The sequence below is a fragment of the Candidatus Diapherotrites archaeon genome, from assembly GCA_030688545.1.
Taxonomy (GTDB): domain Archaea; phylum Iainarchaeota; class Iainarchaeia; order Iainarchaeales; family VGJJ01; genus VGJJ01.
This window is the reverse complement of record JAUYHT010000006.1, coordinates 327,511-349,015: the sequence shown is the minus strand read 5'-3', so window position 1 is coordinate 349,015 and position 21,505 is coordinate 327,511. Positions and strand designations below refer to the sequence as shown.

The 21,505-nt window shown below is 52.2% G+C and carries 23 protein-coding genes; 19 read left to right on the top strand and 4 right to left on the bottom strand.

From position 1 onward, the window contains the following. Window positions 1-12: 12 nt before the first annotated feature. The gene (locus Q8P05_04825) at window positions 13-240 is read left to right on the top strand and encodes a hypothetical protein (protein ID MDP2666790.1); all 228 of its coding nucleotides are present in this window, start codon (window positions 13-15) and stop codon (window positions 238-240) included. On the opposite strand, the gene Q8P05_04820 is transcribed toward Q8P05_04825, so the two are convergent. Both Q8P05_04820 and Q8P05_04815 read right to left on the bottom strand, forming a co-directional pair. Then, the gene (locus tag Q8P05_04820) at window positions 233-565 is read right to left on the bottom strand and encodes a hypothetical protein (GenBank protein MDP2666789.1); all 333 of its coding nucleotides are present in this window, start codon (window positions 563-565) and stop codon (window positions 233-235) included. The two genes, Q8P05_04825 and Q8P05_04820, sit on opposite strands and share 8 nt — an antisense overlap. A gap of 166 nt (window positions 566-731) precedes the next feature. Beyond that, on the bottom strand, window positions 732-1,832 hold the full coding sequence (locus Q8P05_04815) for a mechanosensitive ion channel family protein (protein ID MDP2666788.1): 1,101 nt from the start codon (window positions 1,830-1,832) through the stop codon (window positions 732-734). Window positions 1,833-2,055: 223 nt separating this feature from the next. Here Q8P05_04815 and Q8P05_04810 point away from each other — a divergent pair, with 223 nt between their 5' ends. The 5 genes from Q8P05_04810 to Q8P05_04790 are packed head-to-tail and all read left to right on the top strand — an operon-like array spanning window position 2,056 to window position 9,441. Continuing rightward, complete coding sequence (locus Q8P05_04810; GenBank protein ID MDP2666787.1) at window positions 2,056-2,286, top strand: DNA-directed RNA polymerase subunit H; 231 nt, start codon at window positions 2,056-2,058, stop codon at window positions 2,284-2,286. Window positions 2,287-2,288: 2 nt separating this feature from the next. Further along, entirely contained in the window at window positions 2,289-3,764 is a 1,476-nt protein-coding gene (locus Q8P05_04805) for a DNA-directed RNA polymerase subunit B'' (protein ID MDP2666786.1), read from the top strand. 12 nt (window positions 3,765-3,776) lie between these two features. Then, window positions 3,777-5,594: a DNA-directed RNA polymerase subunit B gene (gene rpoB, locus Q8P05_04800; protein MDP2666785.1), complete on the top strand. Its 1,818-nt coding sequence runs from the start codon at window positions 3,777-3,779 to the stop codon at window positions 5,592-5,594. A gap of 13 nt (window positions 5,595-5,607) precedes the next feature. Then, window positions 5,608-8,217, top strand: coding sequence for a DNA-directed RNA polymerase subunit A' (locus Q8P05_04795; GenBank protein ID MDP2666784.1), 2,610 nt, complete (start codon window positions 5,608-5,610; stop codon window positions 8,215-8,217). 30 nt (window positions 8,218-8,247) lie between these two features. Then, a complete protein-coding gene (locus Q8P05_04790) occupies window positions 8,248-9,441 on the top strand; it encodes a DNA-directed RNA polymerase subunit A'' (protein ID MDP2666783.1) in 1,194 nt (397 codons plus the stop codon). A 1-nt stretch (window position 9,442) separates the two neighbouring features. Here Q8P05_04790 and Q8P05_04785 read toward each other — a convergent pair whose 3' ends face one another. Both Q8P05_04785 and Q8P05_04780 read right to left on the bottom strand, forming a co-directional pair. After that, entirely contained in the window at window positions 9,443-9,778 is a 336-nt protein-coding gene (locus Q8P05_04785; protein MDP2666782.1) for a type II toxin-antitoxin system PemK/MazF family toxin, read from the bottom strand. Beyond that, a complete protein-coding gene (locus Q8P05_04780; GenBank protein MDP2666781.1) occupies window positions 9,763-10,011 on the bottom strand; it encodes an AbrB/MazE/SpoVT family DNA-binding domain-containing protein in 249 nt (82 codons plus the stop codon). The genes Q8P05_04785 and Q8P05_04780 overlap by 16 nt, the downstream gene beginning before the upstream one ends. Window positions 10,012-10,182: 171 nt before the next feature. Here Q8P05_04780 and Q8P05_04775 point away from each other — a divergent pair, with 171 nt between their 5' ends. The 13 genes from Q8P05_04775 (at window position 10,183) to Q8P05_04715 (ending at window position 21,480) form a co-directional block, all read left to right on the top strand. Next, entirely contained in the window at window positions 10,183-10,545 is a 363-nt protein-coding gene (locus tag Q8P05_04775; protein MDP2666780.1) for a 50S ribosomal protein L30e, read from the top strand. 50 nt (window positions 10,546-10,595) lie between these two features. Further along, window positions 10,596-11,024 carry a 30S ribosomal protein S12 gene (locus tag Q8P05_04770; protein ID MDP2666779.1) on the top strand — a complete coding sequence of 143 codons (429 nt, stop codon included), beginning with the start codon at window positions 10,596-10,598 and terminating at the stop codon, window positions 11,022-11,024. Window positions 11,025-11,039: 15 nt separating this feature from the next. Further along, complete coding sequence (locus Q8P05_04765) at window positions 11,040-11,648, top strand: 30S ribosomal protein S7 (GenBank protein MDP2666778.1); 609 nt, start codon at window positions 11,040-11,042, stop codon at window positions 11,646-11,648. 319 nt (window positions 11,649-11,967) lie between these two features. Then, a complete protein-coding gene (locus Q8P05_04760; GenBank protein ID MDP2666777.1) occupies window positions 11,968-14,154 on the top strand; it encodes an elongation factor EF-2 in 2,187 nt (728 codons plus the stop codon). Window positions 14,155-14,220: 66 nt separating this feature from the next. Then, window positions 14,221-15,873, top strand: a complete 1,653-nt coding sequence (locus Q8P05_04755; protein MDP2666776.1) for a hypothetical protein — start codon at window positions 14,221-14,223, stop codon at window positions 15,871-15,873. A gap of 461 nt (window positions 15,874-16,334) precedes the next feature. Further along, window positions 16,335-17,603, top strand: a complete 1,269-nt coding sequence (gene tuf, locus Q8P05_04750) for a translation elongation factor EF-1 subunit alpha (protein ID MDP2666775.1) — start codon at window positions 16,335-16,337, stop codon at window positions 17,601-17,603. Between the two features lie 19 nt (window positions 17,604-17,622). Beyond that, complete coding sequence (rpsJ, locus tag Q8P05_04745) at window positions 17,623-17,934, top strand: 30S ribosomal protein S10 (GenBank protein MDP2666774.1); 312 nt, start codon at window positions 17,623-17,625, stop codon at window positions 17,932-17,934. A 58-nt stretch (window positions 17,935-17,992) separates the two neighbouring features. Continuing rightward, entirely contained in the window at window positions 17,993-18,142 is a 150-nt protein-coding gene (locus tag Q8P05_04740) for a hypothetical protein (GenBank protein MDP2666773.1), read from the top strand. 82 nt (window positions 18,143-18,224) lie between these two features. After that, window positions 18,225-18,566: a hypothetical protein gene (locus tag Q8P05_04735; GenBank protein MDP2666772.1), complete on the top strand. Its 342-nt coding sequence runs from the start codon at window positions 18,225-18,227 to the stop codon at window positions 18,564-18,566. Window positions 18,567-18,670: 104 nt separating this feature from the next. After that, window positions 18,671-19,252, top strand: coding sequence for a LemA family protein (locus tag Q8P05_04730; GenBank protein ID MDP2666771.1), 582 nt, complete (start codon window positions 18,671-18,673; stop codon window positions 19,250-19,252). Window positions 19,253-19,261: 9 nt separating this feature from the next. Beyond that, window positions 19,262-20,197, top strand: a complete 936-nt coding sequence (locus Q8P05_04725; GenBank protein MDP2666770.1) for a TPM domain-containing protein — start codon at window positions 19,262-19,264, stop codon at window positions 20,195-20,197. 115 nt (window positions 20,198-20,312) lie between these two features. Then, entirely contained in the window at window positions 20,313-21,239 is a 927-nt protein-coding gene (locus Q8P05_04720; protein ID MDP2666769.1) for a hypothetical protein, read from the top strand. A gap of 85 nt (window positions 21,240-21,324) precedes the next feature. Then, window positions 21,325-21,480, top strand: coding sequence for a hypothetical protein (locus tag Q8P05_04715; GenBank protein ID MDP2666768.1), 156 nt, complete (start codon window positions 21,325-21,327; stop codon window positions 21,478-21,480). Window positions 21,481-21,505 lie beyond the last annotated feature (25 nt).

The following is a 21,505-nucleotide window of genomic DNA, read 5'->3' as shown; positions in this document are numbered from 1 at the left end:
CATCAGAATTGAATGAGTGGATGGTTTTGGGCGGTGGTGGCGGTGGCCGTGGTGGGGCTCGTGATTTATTTCACTGAAACGGGAAGGGAGTGGGCGAGCATCATCCTCTTGCTCGCCATTATTTTCTATGGGCTATTCGCCAATCCCATGAAAGAGCTGCACGCGGAAAAAGATATTTCCAGAGAGGGAAAACGGGGGAAAGCGAAACGGGGTTCCTCCAAAAAGAAGCGATTCATTTAATATTTGTGTGTTCGAGGAAATATTTGAAATATTCCTTAAAAGTTTCATTATCGCTTTCGCTTCCAAACAACTCATTGATTCTTCTTTCATACAGGCGGCGATTATCCTTCCATATATTATATTCGCTGCTATTGTGGGAGACCTTATTCATCATGATTGTGGCATGGGCCATCTGTTTAATCCAACCCATGATTTGGCGTCGATTAGCCCCGAAGATGCCCATTCGTCGCAATGCGTAATTCGCGGCCGCCGAACGGCGATCCAAAAAATGGTGTTCTAACAATTCGGTAAAGGTTTTTTTCTTGGAACGAATCCATTCATTCATTAATTTCACTCTTATTTTTTGCCGACGCGCCCAATTTTCTTTGTTCATCGTTTTTGTCTTCAGAGTGGTTGCCATGTATAATTTCTTTTATTTCTTTTCCCGTAATTGACGCAGGAACAGATTTTACCCTTGTTTGCCATAGCTATCCCAACCCACATTCCCAGCCTTATTTATTCTTTTGGAGGAACAGCGTTTGCGTGGGATAGGCGAATTCGATCTTGGTTTTCTCGAAGCCGTTCTTGATCTTCATGTTCACTTCATCCCAGATGTCGAGGAGGCGTTTCTCGTCCTGCACCCAATAGATGAAATTAATATCCAATGAGTGGGCGCTGAAATTGGCGAACCAGACTAATGCTTTGCCCTTTCCTTCCTCGCGCAACGTCCCTTCCGTGGAATCAACGGCCTCCTTCAATATTTCTTTGGCTTTCTCCAGCTTTTTGGAGGGCGTATCATATGTCACTTGGATGGTCATGAATGTCCGCCGCGCTTGGGCCTTGGCCCAATTCTCAATGGTTGAAGCGGCGATCTTAGAATTGGGGAAAGTGACTAATCGTCCCTCCCAATTGCGCAGGCGGGTGGTGCGCATGTTGATTTGCTCCACGACTCCCGTGATATTATCAACGGTAATCCTATCCCCCACGAGGAATGTCTTGTTGGAGAAGATCACGATGCCCCCGAAGATGTCCTTGATGGTCTCCTGCGCCGCGAAGGCCACCGCCAACCCTCCAATTCCCAATCCCGCGAGGAGGGCGGTGATGTCATAACCAAAGTTGCTCATGGCGAGGAGCAGGGCGAGAATCACAATGAGGTATTTGGCGGCCCGTTTGAATAGGGGCACGAGTTGGTCATCCAGATTGGATTTGGTCTGGGCGGCCAGCTTCATCAGCACCCTTTCAGCAAAAATGTCAACTAATTTGATGAGCGACCAGGTGATGACCCCCAGGAATAGAAGGCCGACCACATTGTAGTAGAAGGCTTCAATCTCAGGAGAGGAAAATGTAAGGAACAATTCGGCTGCGATGACCAATCCTGCCGTGGTCAACAGGAACCGGGCGGGGGTGGAAATGACGTCAATCAGGATATCATCCCAATCCGATTTGGTTTTGGCGGCCAAACGCTTGCCATAGATGTCAAGGATGTACTGGAGGATCCTCCCCCCCAGGATAAAGAGGACTACCGTCCCCGCGTAGAGGAGGTACTGCTCCACCGTATTCCCGAAAATAGTAGTGTCCAATTGGAGAATCGTCTGGAGGAACACGGATGCCATACCCCCATGGGGGGAGGAAATCCCCTTTAAACGTACCCGCTTCTTCCAGGAATAGGGGAAACATGCGGGCCCGCCTACAACTTTATAAGCGTTATCTCGGATTCCTTGGTTACCGCGAGGGTTTGTGGTTCTGTCGGGCGCAATGTTTTTTGCAGGGAGCGATTTTTCGCCTAACCGGGGGTTACCCGTCCCTTTGCCTGGAGAACCGCAGGAAGGGGTCGACATGCTCAAATCGTTATCCGAACACCACTTGGTTCCCCAACACGAATTGCTTTCCCACGAGGAAGCCAAAACATTGCTCTCCCAATTTGGGTTGGAGATGGACAAACTCCCCCAAATTTCACAAGAAGATCCTGTCACTGTTGAACTCGGCGGGAAAGTGGGGGATATCATCCGCATCATCCGCATCTCCCCCGTAGCGGGGGAATCCATCTACTACCGGCGGGTGATGTGAGCATGACTAAAAGCCCCTCTTCCGATGTCCTCACGCAATCCTGGTTTAAATCAAAGAATTTCGCCGACACGAATGTGAGGTCTTTCAATCAGTTCATCGATGAGCATCTGAATGAAATCATCCATGAGAACAAGACGATTGTCCCCAAGATTGAAGAGGTGCGCATCGAATTGGAAGACATCGAAGTGCTCAAACCCCGCATCGTGGAAGCGGATGGGAGCCCGCGCAACGACTTCTATCCCATGGAAGCACGCATACGAAATAGGACGTATTCAGCTCCTCTTTTCCTGACGATGCGTCTACTCCGCCGGGATGTGGAGCAGGATGTGAAGAAAACCTACATCGGGGAACTCCCCGTCATGCTCAAATCCAAATTGTGCCACCTTCAGGGGAAGACGGCCGAAGAACTGATTAACATGGGGGAAGATCCCATGGATTTTGGGGGATATTTCGTCATTAATGGAAGCGAAAAGGCCCTGACCGCCCAAGAAGTATTGGCCTCCGATAGGATTCTCACCACCGAATCCACGGGAGACAAGACGAATGCGGAGGTCATCTCCACGAAGGGGGCATTCAAGGGACGCGTCCGCGTGACGCGGGCTAAAGACGGGATGCTCTCCGTTACGTTTCCCGCATCCCCCCGAAAACTCCGCTTGTTCGCATTGCTGCGCGCATTAGGATTGAAAGATGAGCAAGAGATCCAAAACGCTTTCCCGGATTCCCCTGAAGTGCGGAATGATGTGCTCATCAACTCTGAGGCCAATGATGTCACGGACGAAGAGGATGCCCTGGACCGCATTGGCAAATATGTGGCCCCCGGACAAGTTATCGATTATCGCCTGCGCCGTGCGCAAGAAGTGATCGACGCCTTCCTCCTACCCCACATTGGAGACCAGAAAGAGGATCGCCGGGCCAAAGCCTACTACCTTGCCACCATGGCCACCCGTGCCATCGAACGCGCCAATGGATTGAGGGGAATGGACGACAAGGACCATTATGCCAACAAACGTCTTGAACTCCCGGGAAAGCTCATGGAGCATCTCTTCCGGCACTCCTTCAAATATTTCATCAAGGACCTCACCTTCCAGATTGATCGCACGGTAACCCGGCGGAGGAAACTCAACATTTCCACCGTTGTGCGTCCCGGAGCGGTGACCGAACGCATCCTTTTCGGGATGAGTACCGGAAACTGGATCGGCCGCAGCACCGGGGTATCCCGTTTCATGGATCGGGTGAACTATTTAGGTCCCCTCACCGAATTCCGCAAAGTAAAATCCCCACTGAACAAGAACCGCGAACTGTACGAGGCACGAGACGTGCACGGAACCCACTGGGGAAGGTTGTGCTGCATTGAAACCCCGGATGGACCACAATGCGGATTGGTGAAGAACATGGGGCTGTTCTCCGAGGTCACGATGGACGTGAACCCGAATCCGGTTGAAAAACTATTGAAAGAGATGGATGTGCACCTGAAGTGAGGCGATGAAGACATGGCGGCATTCGAAGGAAAAGTATTCGTGAACGGGAAGCTGGTGGGCTTTCATGCGGACATCGCCAGATTGACGAAGGACCTGATTACCAAACGACGCCAGGGAAAAATAGATCCACAAGTGAACATCGCCCTGCATGAGGACACGAAAGAATTGTATGTGAACACGGATGGGGGGCGCATCCAAAGGCCGCTTGTTGTAGTGGAAAATGGGAAGCCCCGCATCACTCCTGAAGTGGTCAAGGCCGTGCGCGATGGCAAACTCACGTGGAACGATTTAGTGCACCAGGGCCACATCGAATACCTGGATGCGGAAGAGGAAGAGAACGCCCTCGTGGCCATTCGGGAGGAAGATATTTCCCCGCAGACCACGCACCTCGAAATCAACCCGGTGGGGATATTCTCCATCATCTCGAGCATGATTCCTTTCCTCCAGCATAACCTCGCGGGAAAGACATTGCATGGGGCAAAGGTGTTCAAGCAAGCATTGGGGATCTCGTCCATCAACTATAACCTGCGCACCGACACGGAGGGGTATCTTCTCTATTACCCCCAATCCGAGCTCGTGCGGACGAAGACGATTGACCATCTGCACACGGACAACCGGCCCATGAACCAGAATTTTGTGGTGGCCATCATGCCTTACATGGGATTCAATCTCCTCGATGCGGTGGTGTTGAACAAGGGCGCTGTCGAACGCGGATTGGGACGCGCCGCCTATTTCCGCAGCTATGAGAGCGAAGAAACCCGTTATCCCGGAGGACAAATAGACAAATTTGAAATCCCCTCCGAGGATGCGGTGGGGCACCTGGGAGAGGAATTCTACAAACGCCTCGGGTCCGATGGACTGGGGGAATTGGAAACCTATGTCAGCGACAAGGATGTCATCATCGGAAAAACATCCCCACCCCGCTTCCTTGAAGAAATCACCGATTTCGGGGTCATCCAGGAAAAAAGACGCGAAGCCTCCTTATTCCCCCGAAAAGGAAAACCCGGGATGATCGACCGCGTCATCGTCACCGAAGGGGGGAGCGGGGCACGCTTGGCAAAAGTCAAGGTCCGCACCACCATGATTCCCGAGCCCGGTGACAAATATGCGTCCAAACACGGGCAGAAAGGGGTCATCGGCGCCATCATCCCAGAGGAAGACATGCCCTTCACTGAACATGGAATCAAACCGGATTTGATCCTCAACCCCCATGCCATTCCCACACGAATGACTATTGGCCACATGCTCGAGACACTCACCGGAAAGGCCGCCGCCCTCACGGGGGTTCCGGTGGATGGAACGCCCTTCAGCGAAGACAGCGTGGACGATCTCAAACAGGTGCTCCAGCGCTTCGGATTCCGTCCGGACGGGAAGGAAGCCTTCTACGACGGCCGCACCGGAAAAAAGATTGAAGGGGAAATATTCACGGGCGTCATTGCCTACCGGAGACTCTTCCATATGGTGGCCCACAAACTCCAAGCCCGGTCGCGCGGGCCGGTGCAGATATTAACACGCCAACCCACGGAAGGGAAAGAGAAGGAGGGCGGCCTCCGTTTTGGGGAGATGGAAGGCGAAACCCTCGTGGGGCATGGGGCCGCCATGCTGCTTCAGGAAAAATTCATCGACGACTCCGACAAGGTCGTCGAATTGGTCTGCCAGAATTGTGGGATTATCGCCGTGAACGACCAGATACGCAAACGAAGGTTCTGCCCCATGTGCGAGAGCACGCTGGTGTATCCGGTGCAGATGAGCTATGGTTTCAAACTATTATTGGACGAACTGAAGGCGTTGGGCATCTATCCCCGACTGCATCTGACGGATAGGGCGTGAGGAGGCGAAACACATGATCATCAAACGCATCGACAACATCGAATTCGGCATATTGTCGCCGGAACAGATACGACGGATGTCCTCCATCGAGATCAAATCGCCCGAGACGTATGATAAGGACGGCTATCCCATGGAAGGGGGTCTGATGGACCCGCATCTGGGGGTCATCAACCCATCCCTGCGCTGCAAGACCTGCGGACAAAAGATGAAACAGTGCCCCGGCCACTTCGGGAGTTTAGAGATGGTTCGACCAGTTGTCCATCCCAAGTTCTCCAACAAATTAGAGGAAATACTCCTCGCCACGTGTCAAGAATGCGGGCGCATCACCTTGAAAGACGAATCATTAGTGGAATACAAATTGGCCATCGAGCGCGTGGGGAAAGAGGAAGCCGTGAAGATGCTGGTCAAGAAGGCCAAGACCAAGAAGAAATGCCCCCACTGCAATGCGGCGCGGCCCGAGGTTACATTGGACAAACCCACCAACTACTACATCGAGAAGGATAGGTTGTACCCCTCCCAGATTAGGGAATGGGTGGAGAAGGTTCCGGAGGAAGATCTGGCGCTGTTCGGATATGACGTCACCCGCATCCGACCTGAATGGTTTATCCTTACAACGCTACAAGTGCCCCCCATTACCATTCGTCCCTCCATCACCCTGGAGAGCGGGATCAAATCTGAAGACGATTTAACCCACAAACTGGTGGATGTCATCCGCATCAACCTGCGCCTGAAAGACAACATTGACGCGGGCGCCCCGCAGCTCATCATCGAGGATTTGTGGGATCTCCTCCAATACCACGTGACTACCTACTTTGACAATGACACCGCGGGCGTGCCTCCGGCCAAACACCGGTCCGGACGCAGCCTGCGCACGCTCGTGCAGCGCCTCAAGGGGAAGAAAGGGCGCTTCAGATATAACTTGACGGGGAAGCGAGTCAATTACGCGGCGCGATCCACCATCATCCCCGACCCCTATTTATCCATCAACCAGGTGGGGGTGCCAGAACCCATTGCCAACACCCTCACGGTCCCAGAATACGTGACGGAATGGAATATCGAGGAGATGAAGAAGCTCGTTAAAAAATCCGACAAAGTCGTTTATGTGACTAAACCCAATGGCCTCCGGAAAAAGATTTCAGAATTAAACAAGAAAGAAGTCGTTGACGAGATGGAAGTGGGGAGCAAGATCGAACGCACGCTCCAGGATGGGGATATTGTCTTGTTCAACCGACAACCCTCACTTCACCGGCTCTCGATGCTCGCCCATGAAGTGAAAGTGATGCCCAACAAGGCCATCCGGATGAACCCCATCGTGTGCAACCCGTATAACGCCGACTTCGATGGGGATGAGATGAACATCCACGTCCCGCAGACGCAGGAAGGGGTGGCGGAAGCCCGGGAACTCATGTATGTGCAGGATCAAATAGTATCGCCCCGCCACGGGCATCCCGAAATCACCGGAAAGGAAGACGATCAATCCGGGTTGTTCATCTTAACGATGTCGCAGACCGAATTCACTCGGGAGGAAGCGATGCACTACCTCTACAAGATGGGCATCACCCAACTTCCAGACCCCGATAGGGGGAAAAAATATTCGGGGAAACTTATTTTCTCGCAAATCTTACCCAAGGACCTCAGCATCACCTACCCCAACCATGTCGCCCGCAACCTCAAATCGATAGGTATCCCGCGCCAGGGGAATGAACGTATGTACGAGGAAGCCCTGGTGAAGATTGAGAATGGAAAACTTATCTCGGGAATCGTGGATGGCACCCTCCGCCTTATTGAAAATATGGCCCGCAACTACCCTCCTGAAGTACTGGAACAATACTATTACAAGATGTCCCGCATCACGCACGAATTGCTCACCATGAAAGGGATTTCCATTGGTATTTCTGAATTCGAGGCGAACGAGATGATTACTAAGGCGAGAGAGGACGCCATCGCGGAAGAACTCCTTGAAGGGGATGCCCTGACCCAAAAATTCCTCGACGGGACACTCGAACCCATTCCCGGACGAACTGTACCAGATTCATTTGAATTGCTCATGGTGCGATTGGGCACTAGTATTCGGGCCAAAGTGCAATCCAAGATCGCGGAACGAAAACTCCACGAGCTCTTCGAGACAACCCGACCCACGCTGGACTCTTTTCCCATCATCGTGTCGGGCGCCCGAGGCAGCCTGCTGAATGTGGGTTACACCTCCGGGATCTATGGACAAATATCCATCCGCTCCGGACGGCCCAAGAAAGGATTCAAGGGGCGACTGATCACGACCAACAAGAAAGGGGACATTGGGCCCATCGCGGGAGGGTTTGTTCAGAGCAACTTCGTCCTGGGAATGTCACCCACCGAATACTTCATGCACTCCATGGGAGGCCGACAAGGGGAAATAGACACGGGGGTGGCGACGAAGGTATCCGGCTACTTATATAGACGGCTCGCCAACAGCCTGAAAGATCTCCATGTCTCCAACGATGAAACCGTGCGCTCGGCGAGCAAGGACATTGTGCAGTTCCGCTATGGGGAAGATGGTATTTTCCCCGGTCGGACGAGCAGCGGGAGCTTTGTCACCATTGATGAGGTGTGGGCGCGTTTGCAGCAGGCGAAGGAGAAGAAATGACATTTGAAGGACGATTGCGGAGGAAAAGGTATGGCTGACGAAACCCAAGAAACACTGAATCTGGATGCTACCCAGCAGGCTGAACAGGTGGAATTTGTGGATCACGTGGCCCAATTTGGGATGCCCCGGAAAGCCTATGAGGAAGCCCAACGCCTCTCCCTTGAATTGAATCTCACGGATGAACAATTCGAACAACTGCTCCATGAGATCCGGAAGAAGTACATTTATGCCAAAGCCCAACCCGGAGAAGGGGTGGGGATCATCGCCGCGCAATCCTTGGGGGAGCCAGGGACTCAATTGACCCTGCGTACAAAACACTACGCGGGAGCCGCGGAAGTGTCGGTGGGGAGCGGAATCCAAAGAGTGGAGGAGATTGTTGACGCCCGGTCGAAGGCCAAGTATCCTACGATGACTATTTACTTGAGCGACCCCGCCCTGCGCGTCGACAAAGAAAAAGCCCGCGTGTTCGCGGCCTCCCTGGTGGATTTGCGGATGGATGATGTCATTATCTTCAAGGAACGCTACGCCGAACGGGTCATCGAAGTGACTCCTAACCGGGCGGAGATCCAGGACAAGGGGTTGGATGAGAAAGACCTAATGAAGATGATTGTTGATAAGGTTAAGATGAAACATGTTGACTTGCCCAATGGGAATATCAAACTGGAACTGAAGGACAAAGAAGAGTCTCTCCTCAAGATCCGTAAAAATTTGTTGAAGCTATTGCAGACCCGATTACAAGGAATTCGGGGCATCCGCAAGGCCATCGTGTTTGAAGAGAATGGGGAATTCATCGTGAAGACCTCCGGGAGCAACCTGAAGAGCATCTTCAAGATGAAGGAAGTGGATGGCACACGCACCATTACTAATGACGTGAAGGAGGTTTCGCGTGTTTTAGGAATTGAAGCCGGGCGCGCATCCATCGTGTATGAACTCGATAAGGTGCTCCGCGAGAACAGCATCGCCGTGGACCTGCGTCACATCATCCTGCTTGCCGATTCCATGACATTCGATGGGGAAATACGAGGAATTGTTCGAACGGGCATCACGCGGAAAAAGAGCTCGCCATTCGCCCGCGCCTCATTTGAAGAGACGGCCAAACACCTCCTGGACGCCGCCTTCTATGGCGAACGCGAACGCTTGCAGGGTGTTGTGGAAAACATCATCGTGGGGCAACCCATCAAAGTGGGCACGGGCGTCGTCGATTTGGTGATGAAGAACCCGTGATTTAATTATGTTCAAATAATCCGCGAATAACCTTCAAAAGCGATTTTCTTTTATCGAGAGTAAGGGCACCAATCTTGTATTCGATCAATCCCACTTCCATCGTGCTTAATTTATTTGGGCGAATGTAGCTTTCCAATTGCAATTGTCCTCCCTCAATATCCTCATCCATCAATGGAATAACAAAAGAATCACGCTGTGACCGGCCAGTTATTTGGCAGAGAATAAAATCTTTTCCCATGGGCATAGTCAACACTACTGCCGGTCGACGCTTAAACTCCTTAAAATTGCTATAAGGGAAGGGTACCACGACCACATCCCCCACTACAAATGTTTCCATGCTTCGTCCTCTTCTTTGGTATCCCATGTTTTGGCAAGGGATTTGTGCGAAAGAAGATAACTTGACCAATCCGCATCCATGGCCTTATGTTCCATTTTTTGCAAGGTAATCGTCCCATTTTTCTCTTCCATAAACAAGCGGGCGCCCTCACTCAATTTCAAGCTATCCCGCATGCGCTTTGGAAGCTGAATCTGTCCTTTGGCACTAACGGTAACAATCGCTACATCACTCATACCACTATTATTACGCTATAAGTATATAATTCCTTGTTTTTCTTACTTTTCTACTTTTTTTATCAGTTGGGCTGGGGAAGAAGCCGACCATTTAAATGCCTTTTCATGGAGGATTGGCTCATTCTCATTGAATGTTATCCATGAGAAGCACCCTTAGGAGGGATGTGGAGTATGGATGCGGCCGAAGCCAGCAAGGAAATCAGACGCGCTGTGGACACGGGGAAAGTGTTATTCGGGGTGAAGCAGACGCAGGATGCGCTCCGCCATGGGGAAGGGAAGCTCGTGGTTATGGCACAAAACACCCCTGGAGTGACTAAGGAGGGGGTAGCGACCCTCGCCACCCTATTGGGAATTCCAACGTATGCCTATCTTGGAAATGGCCTGGAATTGGGATCGGTGTGCGGCAAACCTTTTGTGGTGTCGACTCTTCTCGTCCTGGAGGAAGGGAAATCCAATGTTTTAACCATCCCGGATACCTCGACCTCCGAGGATATAGCTCCTAAACGGAAAGGACGGAAGAAGAAGGGTGCGTGATTGTGGCCTTTATAATACTTTTTCGAGGGATTTAGGGTATGGGTGAATGAATGGGACGCGGAGAATTTTCAGCCCGACAATTGGAAGAGAAACGCAAGAAGTGGCGGATGAAGGATCCCTACCACAAACGCGCCGTCCTCCGACTACGGGAAAAATACGATCCCCTGCAGGGAAGTCCTCAAGCCAAGGCCATCGTCCTCGAAAAACGGGGAGTCACCCAGAAACAGCCCCACTCAGGGATTGCCAAATGTGTACGCGTCCAATTAATCAAGAATGGAAAACAGGTCACCGCTTTCTGCCCCAGGGATGGGGCCATCAAATTCGTTGACGAGCATGATGAAGTGATTATCGAAGGGATTGGGGGGAGTCAGGGTGGACCGTATGGGTCTCAATGGGGTGTAAAATATCGCGTAACGCATGTGAATGGGCAAAGTTTAGAGATGCTCCGCACCGGGAAGAAGGAGAAGGTCAAACGCTAAGGTACTGGTGAAAGCATGGGCGAGATCATGATTTTTGGAAAATGGGATCCATCGGAAGTAAAAGTGGAAGATATCACGCTGACGCGGCAAATAGGATTGGCACCCAAGATCATCCCTCATTCTTTTGGAAAAGGGGTTAAGCACGCCTTCGACAAAGAGAATATCAATGTGGTCGAACGGCTGATCAACAAGGTGATGCGCTCCGGCCAAGGAAAACGGAAGCTGAGCGGAAAATACATCCGCGGACGCGGAAGTTGTGGGAAGAAGATCCAGGCGATGCGCATCGTGCAGAACGCCTTCGACATTGTACACACCCAAACGAATGAAAATCCCATCCAAGTATACGTCCGCGCCATCGAGAATTCCGCTCCCCGGGAAGACATCACCCGCCTCAAGAAGGGGGGAGTGGCCTATTCGCAAGCCGTGGACGTGGCCCCCCTCAAGCGGGTGGATGAGAGCATCAAGAATCTGGCCCTCGCGGGATTCTATGGGAGTTTCAACAACAATACGAGCGCCGCGGAAGCCCTGGCAAAAGAACTCATCGCCGCCGGGAAAGGCGACAACAACGCCATGTCCATCAAGCGCAAGAACGAGATTGAACGAATTGCCATCGCCTCGCGTTAATCCACCCCAATCTTTTTTGAAGATGGGCCAACCTGTCATTCATTTTATCTGTCCAACTTGCATATCACAAAATACAGGCGGCGGAATACTCCCCTCGTACATATGAATACCAGAAATTGAATGCCCGCATCTACCGTTTGGGGAATCTCGTGGATATGCTTGGAAAGATCATCGACAGCCTGTACGACGACAAAGGCAAAGCCAGGTTTACCGATCTACCGTGATTTGCCCAATCGTTTAAAAACATTCCATATGGCCAAATGGTAGCGATTGGGGGAACATTCCTACCTTTTAGCGTTTTTACGAGAGTGAGTCAACAATGGGTCGAAAAGAAGAGATGGCCGCCACGGCGAACAAGCTGATGAACCATCAGACGGACGTGCGGAACATCGGGATTGTGGCTCATATCGATCATGGAAAGACAACGATGAGCGATAACCTCATCGCCGCCGCCGGCCTCATCAACAAGGAGCTCGCGGGGAAGCAGCAGTTCATGGACTATGAGGACCAGGAACAGGCGCGGGGCATCACCATTAACGCGGCCAACATCTCCCTGGTGCCCAATTTGCACGGGAAACCCTATCTCATCAACCTCATTGATACCCCGGGCCATGTGGACTTCGGTGGAGAGGTTATCCGGGCGATGCGCGCGGTGGATGGGGTGGTATTGGTGGTGGATGCGGTGGAAGGGGTCATGCCCCAAACGGAAACAGTCATTCGGCAGGCCCTGCGGGAGAACGTGAAGCCGGTGCTGTTCATCAACAAAGTAGATAGGCTCATTAATGAACTTCAGATCGACGAGGCGGAGATGCAAAAACGATTTGTCCGCGTCATCACGCAAGTGAATAATCTCATCCAGAAAAATCTTCCGGAAGGGAAGAAATGGCTGGTGAACCCCGCTGAAGGGAGTGTGGCTTTCGGGAGCGCCTATAATCATTGGGCCGTATCCACGAAGAGCATGTCCCGCACGGGAATCAATTTCAAGCAAGTGTACGAGTGGATGAAAGCCGGTCAGCAGAAAGAGATCGCGGACAAATCCCCTTTGGAAGACACGATTTTTGAAATGGTGGTGGAGCATCTTCCTAACCCCATCGAGGCGCAAAAGTATCGAACGCCCGTCATCTGGACCGGGGATCCCGCGAGCGAGGTGGGAACCAGCATGTCAACATGCGACCCTAATGGAATTGTCGCCATGATGATCACCGATGTCTCAGTAGATCCCCATGCCGGGGACATCGCCACGGGAAGGGTGTATTCAGGCACCATCAAAAAAGGGACTCACGTCAAGCTCATTGGAATACAGAAGGAAGCCCTCATCAACCGGGTGGGGGTGTACATGGGGCCGGAATTCGTGGAAGTGGAAAGCGTTCCCGCGGGGAGCATTGGAGCCATTGTCGGGCTGCGAGAGGCCTATGCCGGGCAGACTATTTCTGAGATTGACATGAAGGAATTCGAATCCTTCAAGACGAATGTTGAACCGGTCATCACGGTTTCCATCGAAGCCAAGCAGACGAAAGATTTACCCAAGCTCATCGAGACGATCCGCCAGCTCACGAAGGAAGATCCCAATCTCCGGGCGAGCATCAACCAACAGACGGGCGAACACCTATTATCGGGGATGGGGGAATTGCACCTGGAAATAAATCAATACCGGATTGAGAAGACGCACAATATTCCCATCACGGTGTCTCCGCCCATCGTGGTTTATCATGAATCCATCTCCCATGCATCCGAAGAGTTGGAAGGGAAATCCCCCAATCGCCATAACAAATTACACATGCGAGTGGAGCCCCTGACGGACGAGATGAAGACCTATTTCAACGAACATAAGGTCAAAGGGAAAGTGAAGCTCAAGGATAAAGATTGGATCAACACCTTTGTCAATGCTGGGTTTTCCAATGACGAAGCAAAAAAGGTGTGGGCCGTGGAGAACGACAACGTTTTAGTAGATGGGACGAAAGGAATACAGGCCCTCCATGAAATACGCGAACTGGTCATCCAGGGTTTTCAAGAGGCCATGAAAAATGGTCCACTGGCCAAGGAAGAGGTCCATGGGATCAAGATTACACTCGAAGACGCCACCCTCCATGAGGATGCCATCCACCGCGGACCATCCCAAATCATACCCGTGGTGTCACGGACGATTTATGCGTGTATGCTCCAGGCCAAAGCCCACTTGGAGGAACCCAAACAACTGCTCTCCATTACAACCCCCGAGGACTACATGGGGGCGGTGTCCAAGGAACTGCAGCAGCGGCGGTGCCAGATCACTGAAATCAAGAACGAGGGGGATCAGACCATCATCGTGGGATTGGCCCCCGTGAAGGAACTCATCGGATTTTCCCAAGCCATCCGAGGGGCCACACAAGGAAGGGTCATCTGGACGGCCGAATACCACGGATACGAAGTTCTGCCCCCGGAGTTACAAAAAAAGACCGTTGAAGAAGTGCGCAAGCGCAAGGGAATGGACCCCGAAGTCAAGGCGTTCCATTTCTTCCTCGAATAACAAAAAGAAAGTCATCCTCCGAGGAGAATTGAGAGGATTTTTAAATGGGGTTCGCCTTTCCCGGGAATGGAAGGCAAGATCACGGCCCTTTTTCTCATTGGGATTAGTGGGCTGGTGCTCATGGCCGTTGTTTTGGGGGTGGTTTTCTTTGCGCCGCCGCCCATTATCCCCGAACCTCCTATTACTCCTCCGGGTCCTCCTGTTTCGTGTGACCCTGAATGGGTGTGCTCGGGCTGGTCGGCGTGTACAAATGGGAAGCAGGTTCGCACGTGCACGGATGGTAATGCCTGCAATACGGTTGAGGGCAGGCCCACTCTCATTCAGGATTGCGTTCCCATTACCCCCATTTGCGGTAATACTATCTGTGATGCGGGGGAGTCTTGCCAGAGTTGTGCGCAAGATTGTGGGACGTGTGCTCCTAATTTTGTTTGTGGGGACAATTTTTGTTCCAATTCCGAGAGTTGTTCTACGTGTCCCCAGGATTGTGGGACTTGCGCCCCAGTGTGTGGTAATAGTGTTTGCGAGTCTACTGAAACGTGTACCACGTGCTCTGCGGATTGCGGCCAATGCGCCTGCATCGAAAATTGGTTCTGTTCGGATTGGGGTCCTTGTACGAATGGCACGCAAACCAGGTCCTGTACCGATCTGAATGAATGCGGTACGACGCAAAACGAACCGGGCACGCAGCAGGCCTGCACCCCCAATCCTTTCTGCGGGGACAATGTGTGCAATGGCACTGAGTCCTGCGATACCTGCTCCCTGGATTGCGGGATATGTCAAACGTTTTCCTCCAAGGGATCCGAAAATGGCAAACGCTTCTGGATGGCCCCCAACAAATTATATGAGGGGCGACGGGATCTGGGAAAATTCATTTTCAATGCGGATGCCGGTTGGGATGAGGTGAAAGGATTCCTCCACACCTTCAAATTCTACATCGGGCAGATCAATAACCTCAATGAAGGCGAGCTGGAGATCATTGTTCCCGTTCTGTTCAGCAACCAGATTGAAGCCGCCTTCGAAGTGGGGGGATTACGAGATCCTCTCTGCGATGGTAGCCAACAGGCGGCTATTGATATTGGGATACTGGATCGGTTTGTCGCGGTGGGAGGCATCATCCACTACATCGACATGGACGGACCGTTCTCCGACAGTGTGATGGATCCCTGCGGCTTCGATATCACGCGCGCCTCCAGTGAGACAGTGGAATACATGCAAGCCATGCGCGCGCGGTATCCGGGGGTCAAAATTGGGTTGACCATTGCCGCCCCTCATTATTCGGTGGGCCCCTACCCCTCTTCCACGTGGAAGGACTCAGGGGATTTACTCGCGCAATTGGATGTCTTCCTCCAAGTAGTCCAAGATAACGGGGAACAGCTGGATTTCTACCAGTCCGAAACCCGGTTTGATCGTCCTCCATGGGTGGATGATTGGAGAAAATATGTGTTGATACAGGAATACTTCCGGGATAAGGGAATACGCTTCGGTATCTATTATGGATCGGCGGAAGGAGGGCATACGAGCAACCAAGCCTTCTATGAAAACACCCTCCGGGATTTGGTTGATTTCAAGGCAGCCGGGGGCGACCCGGATGATATAGCTATCTCATCCTACTTCCCTTTGCCGGATGACCTGTACCCCGAAACGGACGCCTATTCCATGACCAATACCACCCGCGACTTCTATCGGTTGTATCACCAATTGTATGATAATGACGGGTAATTAGTGGAATAAAAATTGGTGGAATAAATTATGGTAAATACTCTGGGGGCCGGGCAACTTTTTTTCTCGCCGTGGCGTTTCGACCAGGGTCTAAACCTGAAAAGTCCATGCGGAAATAAAATCATCTTGATATGGGAAAAAACCTACGATGGAACTTTCCACTCCCTTGGAACAAAAGTGCCGTGAGGGATTGCAGAGGGTCTTCCCCCATTGATCTTTAACCACTAAGAGATGGCAGGATGCCCACCGTGGCCATTACCTATTTAAATGATTGCCAGGGGGAATTGGCTATACGTGCTGGAAAGGGTGGCTAATCCCTTTGGTGCGGGAAAAACACACGGAAAAAGGTTCCGATCGGGCTTTTCCCCATTGGCATGGGAATGGGCATCAGTTTCATTCTCATAGAAGGGGGGGAAGTTTTTTGATCAAACTTTTTCCTAAAAAGTTTGGAGGAGAAAAATATGGCTGAAAGATCCCACATCAACTTGATTTTCATCGGTCACGTCGACCATGGTAAATCCACCCTCGTCGGGCGGTTCATGTACGACACGGGCGCCCTCCCAGAGAATGAGTACCGCAAGATCAAGGAAGAAGCCGAAGCCAAGGGAAAAGGCTCATTCGCCTTCGCCTATGTGATGGACTCCCTCAAGGAAGAGCGGGAGCGCGGGGTCACCATCGACCTGTCCTACAAGAAGTTCAAGGGACAGAAGCACGATTTCACTATCATCGACGCCCCGGGACACCGGGACTTCGTCAAGAACATGATCACCGGCACCTCCCAGGCGGACTCCGCCGTGCTCGTGGTGTCAGCAAAAGACGGCCCACAGCCTCAAACAAAGGAACACGCGTTTTTAGCCAACGTGATGGGAATCAAATCCCTGACAGTTGCCATCAATAAGATGGATGAAATAGGGTATAAGGAAGAAGAGTTCAACAAGCGCAAAGAAGAGATGCATAAGCTCGTAAAGATGGTGGGCTTCAAGGACGAACAAGTGGACTATGTTCCCGTTTCCGCATGGATCGGGGATAATGTCGCCAAGGCCAGCACCAACATGCCCTGGTATAAAGGGAAGACCTTGCTCCAGCGCCTGGACGAACTGACGGCGCCCACCCTGCCCACCGACAAGCCCCTGCGGCTGCCCATCCAGGATGTCTACTCCATCAAGGGAGTGGGCACCGTGCCAGTAGGACGCGTGGAAACCGGGATCGCCAAGCCGGGGGACAAAATTATCGTCATGCCCTCCAAGGCCCAAGGGGAAATAAAATCCCTTGAGGCGCATCACGAACAACTCACGCAAGCCATTCCAGGGGATAATGTGGGGTTCAATGTCCGGGGGCTGGAACGGAAGGATATTAACCGCGGGGACGTCGTGGGACACCCGCAGAATGCCCCGACCGTTGCGAAGGAGTTCATCGCCCAGATTGTTGTGCTGAACCACCCCACTGCTATCCCCCAAGGATACACCCCCGTGTTCCACATGCACACGGCCCAAATGTCCTGTACCTTCGCGGAATTGCAGAAGCGCATCGACCCCAAGACCGGGCAAGCGGCGGAAGAGAATCCTAAGTTCCTCAAGACCGGGGATGCGGCCATCGTGAAAATCGTGCCGCAGCGCCCGCTGGTCGTGGAAGAGTTCAAGAAATTCCCTTCCCTCGGAAGATTTGCCGTGCGGGATATGGGAGCGACGGTCGCCGCCGGGGTCGTGATGCAAGTCACGCCCCGCGAGTGATTTTTTTGAGGGATGATTCATGCAGAATGCCCGTATCAAATTGACGAGCCCCAGCCTGGATTCCCTCCAAGACATTTCAGGGAAGATATTGGACGTCGCGGATCGGACGGGGGTCAAGCATTCGGGATTAGTGCCCCTGCCCACCAAAAAATTGATTTTGCCCACGCGCAAATCCCCATGCGGTGGGGGAACGGAGACATTCGAGAAATGGCAGATGCGCGTACACAAGCGCCTGATCGATATTCAGGCGGACGAGCGCACGCTACGCCGGGTCATGCGCGTGGACATCCCCGAAAACGTGCATATCGAGATTGAATTGCGCGATAAATAAAGGGCTTTTTTTCCTTAAAAATAATAGGATTTTTTTTTCCTCCAACCATGAGAGGGTTATGGGTATTATTGCGCCAGGTATTGGCGAACATCCAAGTCCAATTAGAATAGAAACCGTGCTCCCTCTTTCTTTTTTCCAAGAATTCAGATTACCCGCTTTATTTTCGCTCTTTGCCGCAAATACGGCTCCAAAAAAGAATGTTTATTAAAAGGACATAATTCAGGAAGTGGAGTAGATGAACCCCCGCGGGCTTATGGTCTGCAGGGAAACACTGAGGAGGTGTTTCATCAATGGAGCAGAAGATTGGATCCTGGGCATTCATCATCGGGGTGGTTCTCGCCATCATCGCTGGAATCCTGGGGCAAAGCTTCGGCGAGGCCGCGAACTGGTTACCATTGATCTTCGTGATCTTGGGTGCCATCATCGGACTGCTGAACATCAGCGATAAAGAGATTACATCCTTCCTGGTAGCGGTCATCGCCCTGTTGGTGGCGGGAGCCGTCAATTGGACCCTGATCCCCATCGTGGGACCCCCGCTGGGAAGCATATTCGCCTACATCGCCGCCCTCATGGCACCCGCTGCCGTGATCGTGGGGATTAAAGCCGTCTGGAACCTGGCCAGCAATCACTAGGTAGACCGGGGGGGGCTATCCCCCCTTTTTCCTTTTTTAATCTCCTTTTCTCTTCCTCTTTTATTCTCATTGGGGTTTCAGGATTACATTCTGGAGGGAAAAGCATGGCCGAAAAAGGATTACCCAATTGGGTCGCCCCAGTGGGCATTGCCGTGGTATTGGTTCTCTTCCTCGGGCTATGGGTCATGGGGATATACAATGGGGCCACGCAACGCGATTTAGCGGTCGATGGGGAGTGGGCCAATGTGCAGGCGGATTACCAGCGCCGGGTGGACCTTATCCCTAATTTGGTGAACACCGTGAAAGGAGTCGCGGGATTCGAGCAGGAAACGCTGACGGAGATAACCCAACTTCGCACCCAATGGCAGCAAGGGGGCACTGTGGACTCACAAGTTCAAACCGCCAACCAACTGGAAAGCACCCTGTCGAAAATCATATTGACATTTGAAAACTATCCCGAGCTGACGGCCACCCAAGCCTTTCGCGATTTGATGGCGCAACTCGAAGGAACGGAGAACCGCATCAGTGTGTCCCGTAAGCGGTATAATGATGCGGTGCGGGAATACAACACCTACATCCGTCTCATCCCCAACTCATTTTTCGTGGGAGATAGAGAGGCCAAGCCCTTCTTCGAATCCGTGGCCGGGGCTGAGAACGCGCCCATTGTTCCTACTGATTTCACGTGATGAGATATCATGATCATGTGGAAAATGAAAATAGGGGTATTGATTTTTCTCCTCGTTCTGGGAGCCACCGTCGCGGCCCAGGCCGTGCCGTTGCCGCAAGGATACATCACGGACACCGCCAACATCATTCCTCCAGATCAACAAGGGTTACTTGAAACCCGGCTGAAAACATTGGATGAGGAGACTGGGGTGGAGATGGTGGTGCTCACCATTCCCACTTTGGAAGGAGGGGATATTTTCGAATTCACTACGCGCGTGTTTGAGGCATGGAAAATTGGGGAGGCCCAGAAGGACACAGGTTTGCTGATCGTCATCGCCCTGCAGGAACGGTCCTACTTCATCGAAACAGGATATGGATTGGAAGGGATGCTCCCGGATGCGCGTCTCCGGCAGATCGCCGAAGGAAAAATGGTCCCATTCTTCCAAGAAGGGGATTTTGCGGGTGGGTTGGAAGCAGGGGTGATAACGATGGAAGGGTACGTGCGGGGGGATCCGGATGTCATTGCGCAAGCGGATTCTTTTTCCGTCGCCTTTCCTGAAACCGAAAGATGGTCGACGGTAATCGCACTGGGTCTTTTTGCAATAATCCTATTCAAAATTTGGAAAAATAGTGCAGGAGATCCCCAAAAGAAAAAAATGCGGGCTGCCAATGTCATCCTCTATTTTTTCACCGGGCTCCTTTTCTTCAGCATCGGGGGAATATTCACTGCCCTCACTCTCAATGTGTTTCATGGGGCATTACTCACGAGCCTCTATTTCCTGTACGTGGCGCTCTTTCAACCCCTCCCCACGGACTTATCTCATTCCGGTAACTCTCCTTCGCTTGGGAGGGGAAGGGGCATCGGAGGGGGGTATATCGGGAGCGGCTTCGGACGAGGCGGTGGGGGATTTGGGGGATTTGGGGGAGGAAGCACGGGGGGCGGAGGGTTCGGAGGAAGGTTTTAATTCTACAATCGCCGTATGAATTGAGGTCGTTAACGCAATTTCATTTAAAACGTATACATTAAAAGATTGAAATCACCATCATCTAATTGGAAGGAGCTGATTGAGAATGAACGGAATGAAACTGGGAATGGTCCTCATCGTGATGAGCCTGATGCTGTCACCCTTTGGATTCGCCGACAGCGCGCCCGACGCTCCGGCGACGACAAATGATTCGGGATCTTCAGGCACCGGTGCCACGGAATCGGCTCCGGCACCCACCACGCCAACAAATGAATCAACGCGCACAACCTCAAGCAATGATGGGGGAAACAATTCCGCACCCGCGCCACCTGCCAGTAACACCGAATCATCTTCACCTTCTACAGGAAATACATCGGCCCAGAGCATCGATGCGGCCCCCGCGCCTCAAGGACCCAGCGGACCTGGCTCTAGCGGCCGCCGGATACGCGATAAAGAAGTAACGGATCCATGTCCGGTGAATGAACCGGATTGCAATCAACCTAATCCTTGTGAGTTAAACGGCGATTCCAATTGCCCTCCCAAGGACCCCTGTCCAGTAGAGGGAACCATTAATTGCCAGCCAGCGCCCTGCGCCGTCGGCACCATCGGATGCACTCCGACGAATGGGCAGAACACTAATCCCACGATCTGCGAAGGGGATAATTGTGAAGGCCCCAGCACGCAATCGTCCACGGATGATGATGACGATGGATCAAGCGGCCCTGTGCCCCTGTTCTCATTCAATCCTTTATGGCAAGGGAACAATCTTTCTTTGTCCCCACCCGCGTCAGGAGATGGAACGAATACCCCCTTGACATCAGCCCCCACGTTCGTGAACACGGTGGAACCCAATCCCACAGAAATCGCATTGGGCGAAGCGGGCATTCCGCGCGGGAGTATTTTACCCATCGCGAACGAGGTCCCGAATGCTGGTTCGCCCGCCACCGGACTCTTGGGTTTCATTACCAATCCTGTGATTGGACTGGGAATCGTCCTTGTCCTCGCGGGATTGCTGTTGGCCTATTCGCAGCGCCGCAAGTAAAACGAACTTTTTGAAAAACCTTGCAGAACGTTGTTCTGCGAGGCCCGCAAAACCTTTTTGGTTTTACCCGGAAGTTCGATCAAAAATGCGCGCACCCGCATTCGGAGAAAAGAAAGAGGTTGGGAGAGGACTTTTTGGGGACAGGAAATTGTTCCTTCTTTTCTACCCGCATGAACTCGCTCCTATAAAACCTAATCGCATGCTGGCTCAGTATGCGGCGACATTCAAACAGTATCAATAGCACCAGAGCTTCCTGTGTGCACAAA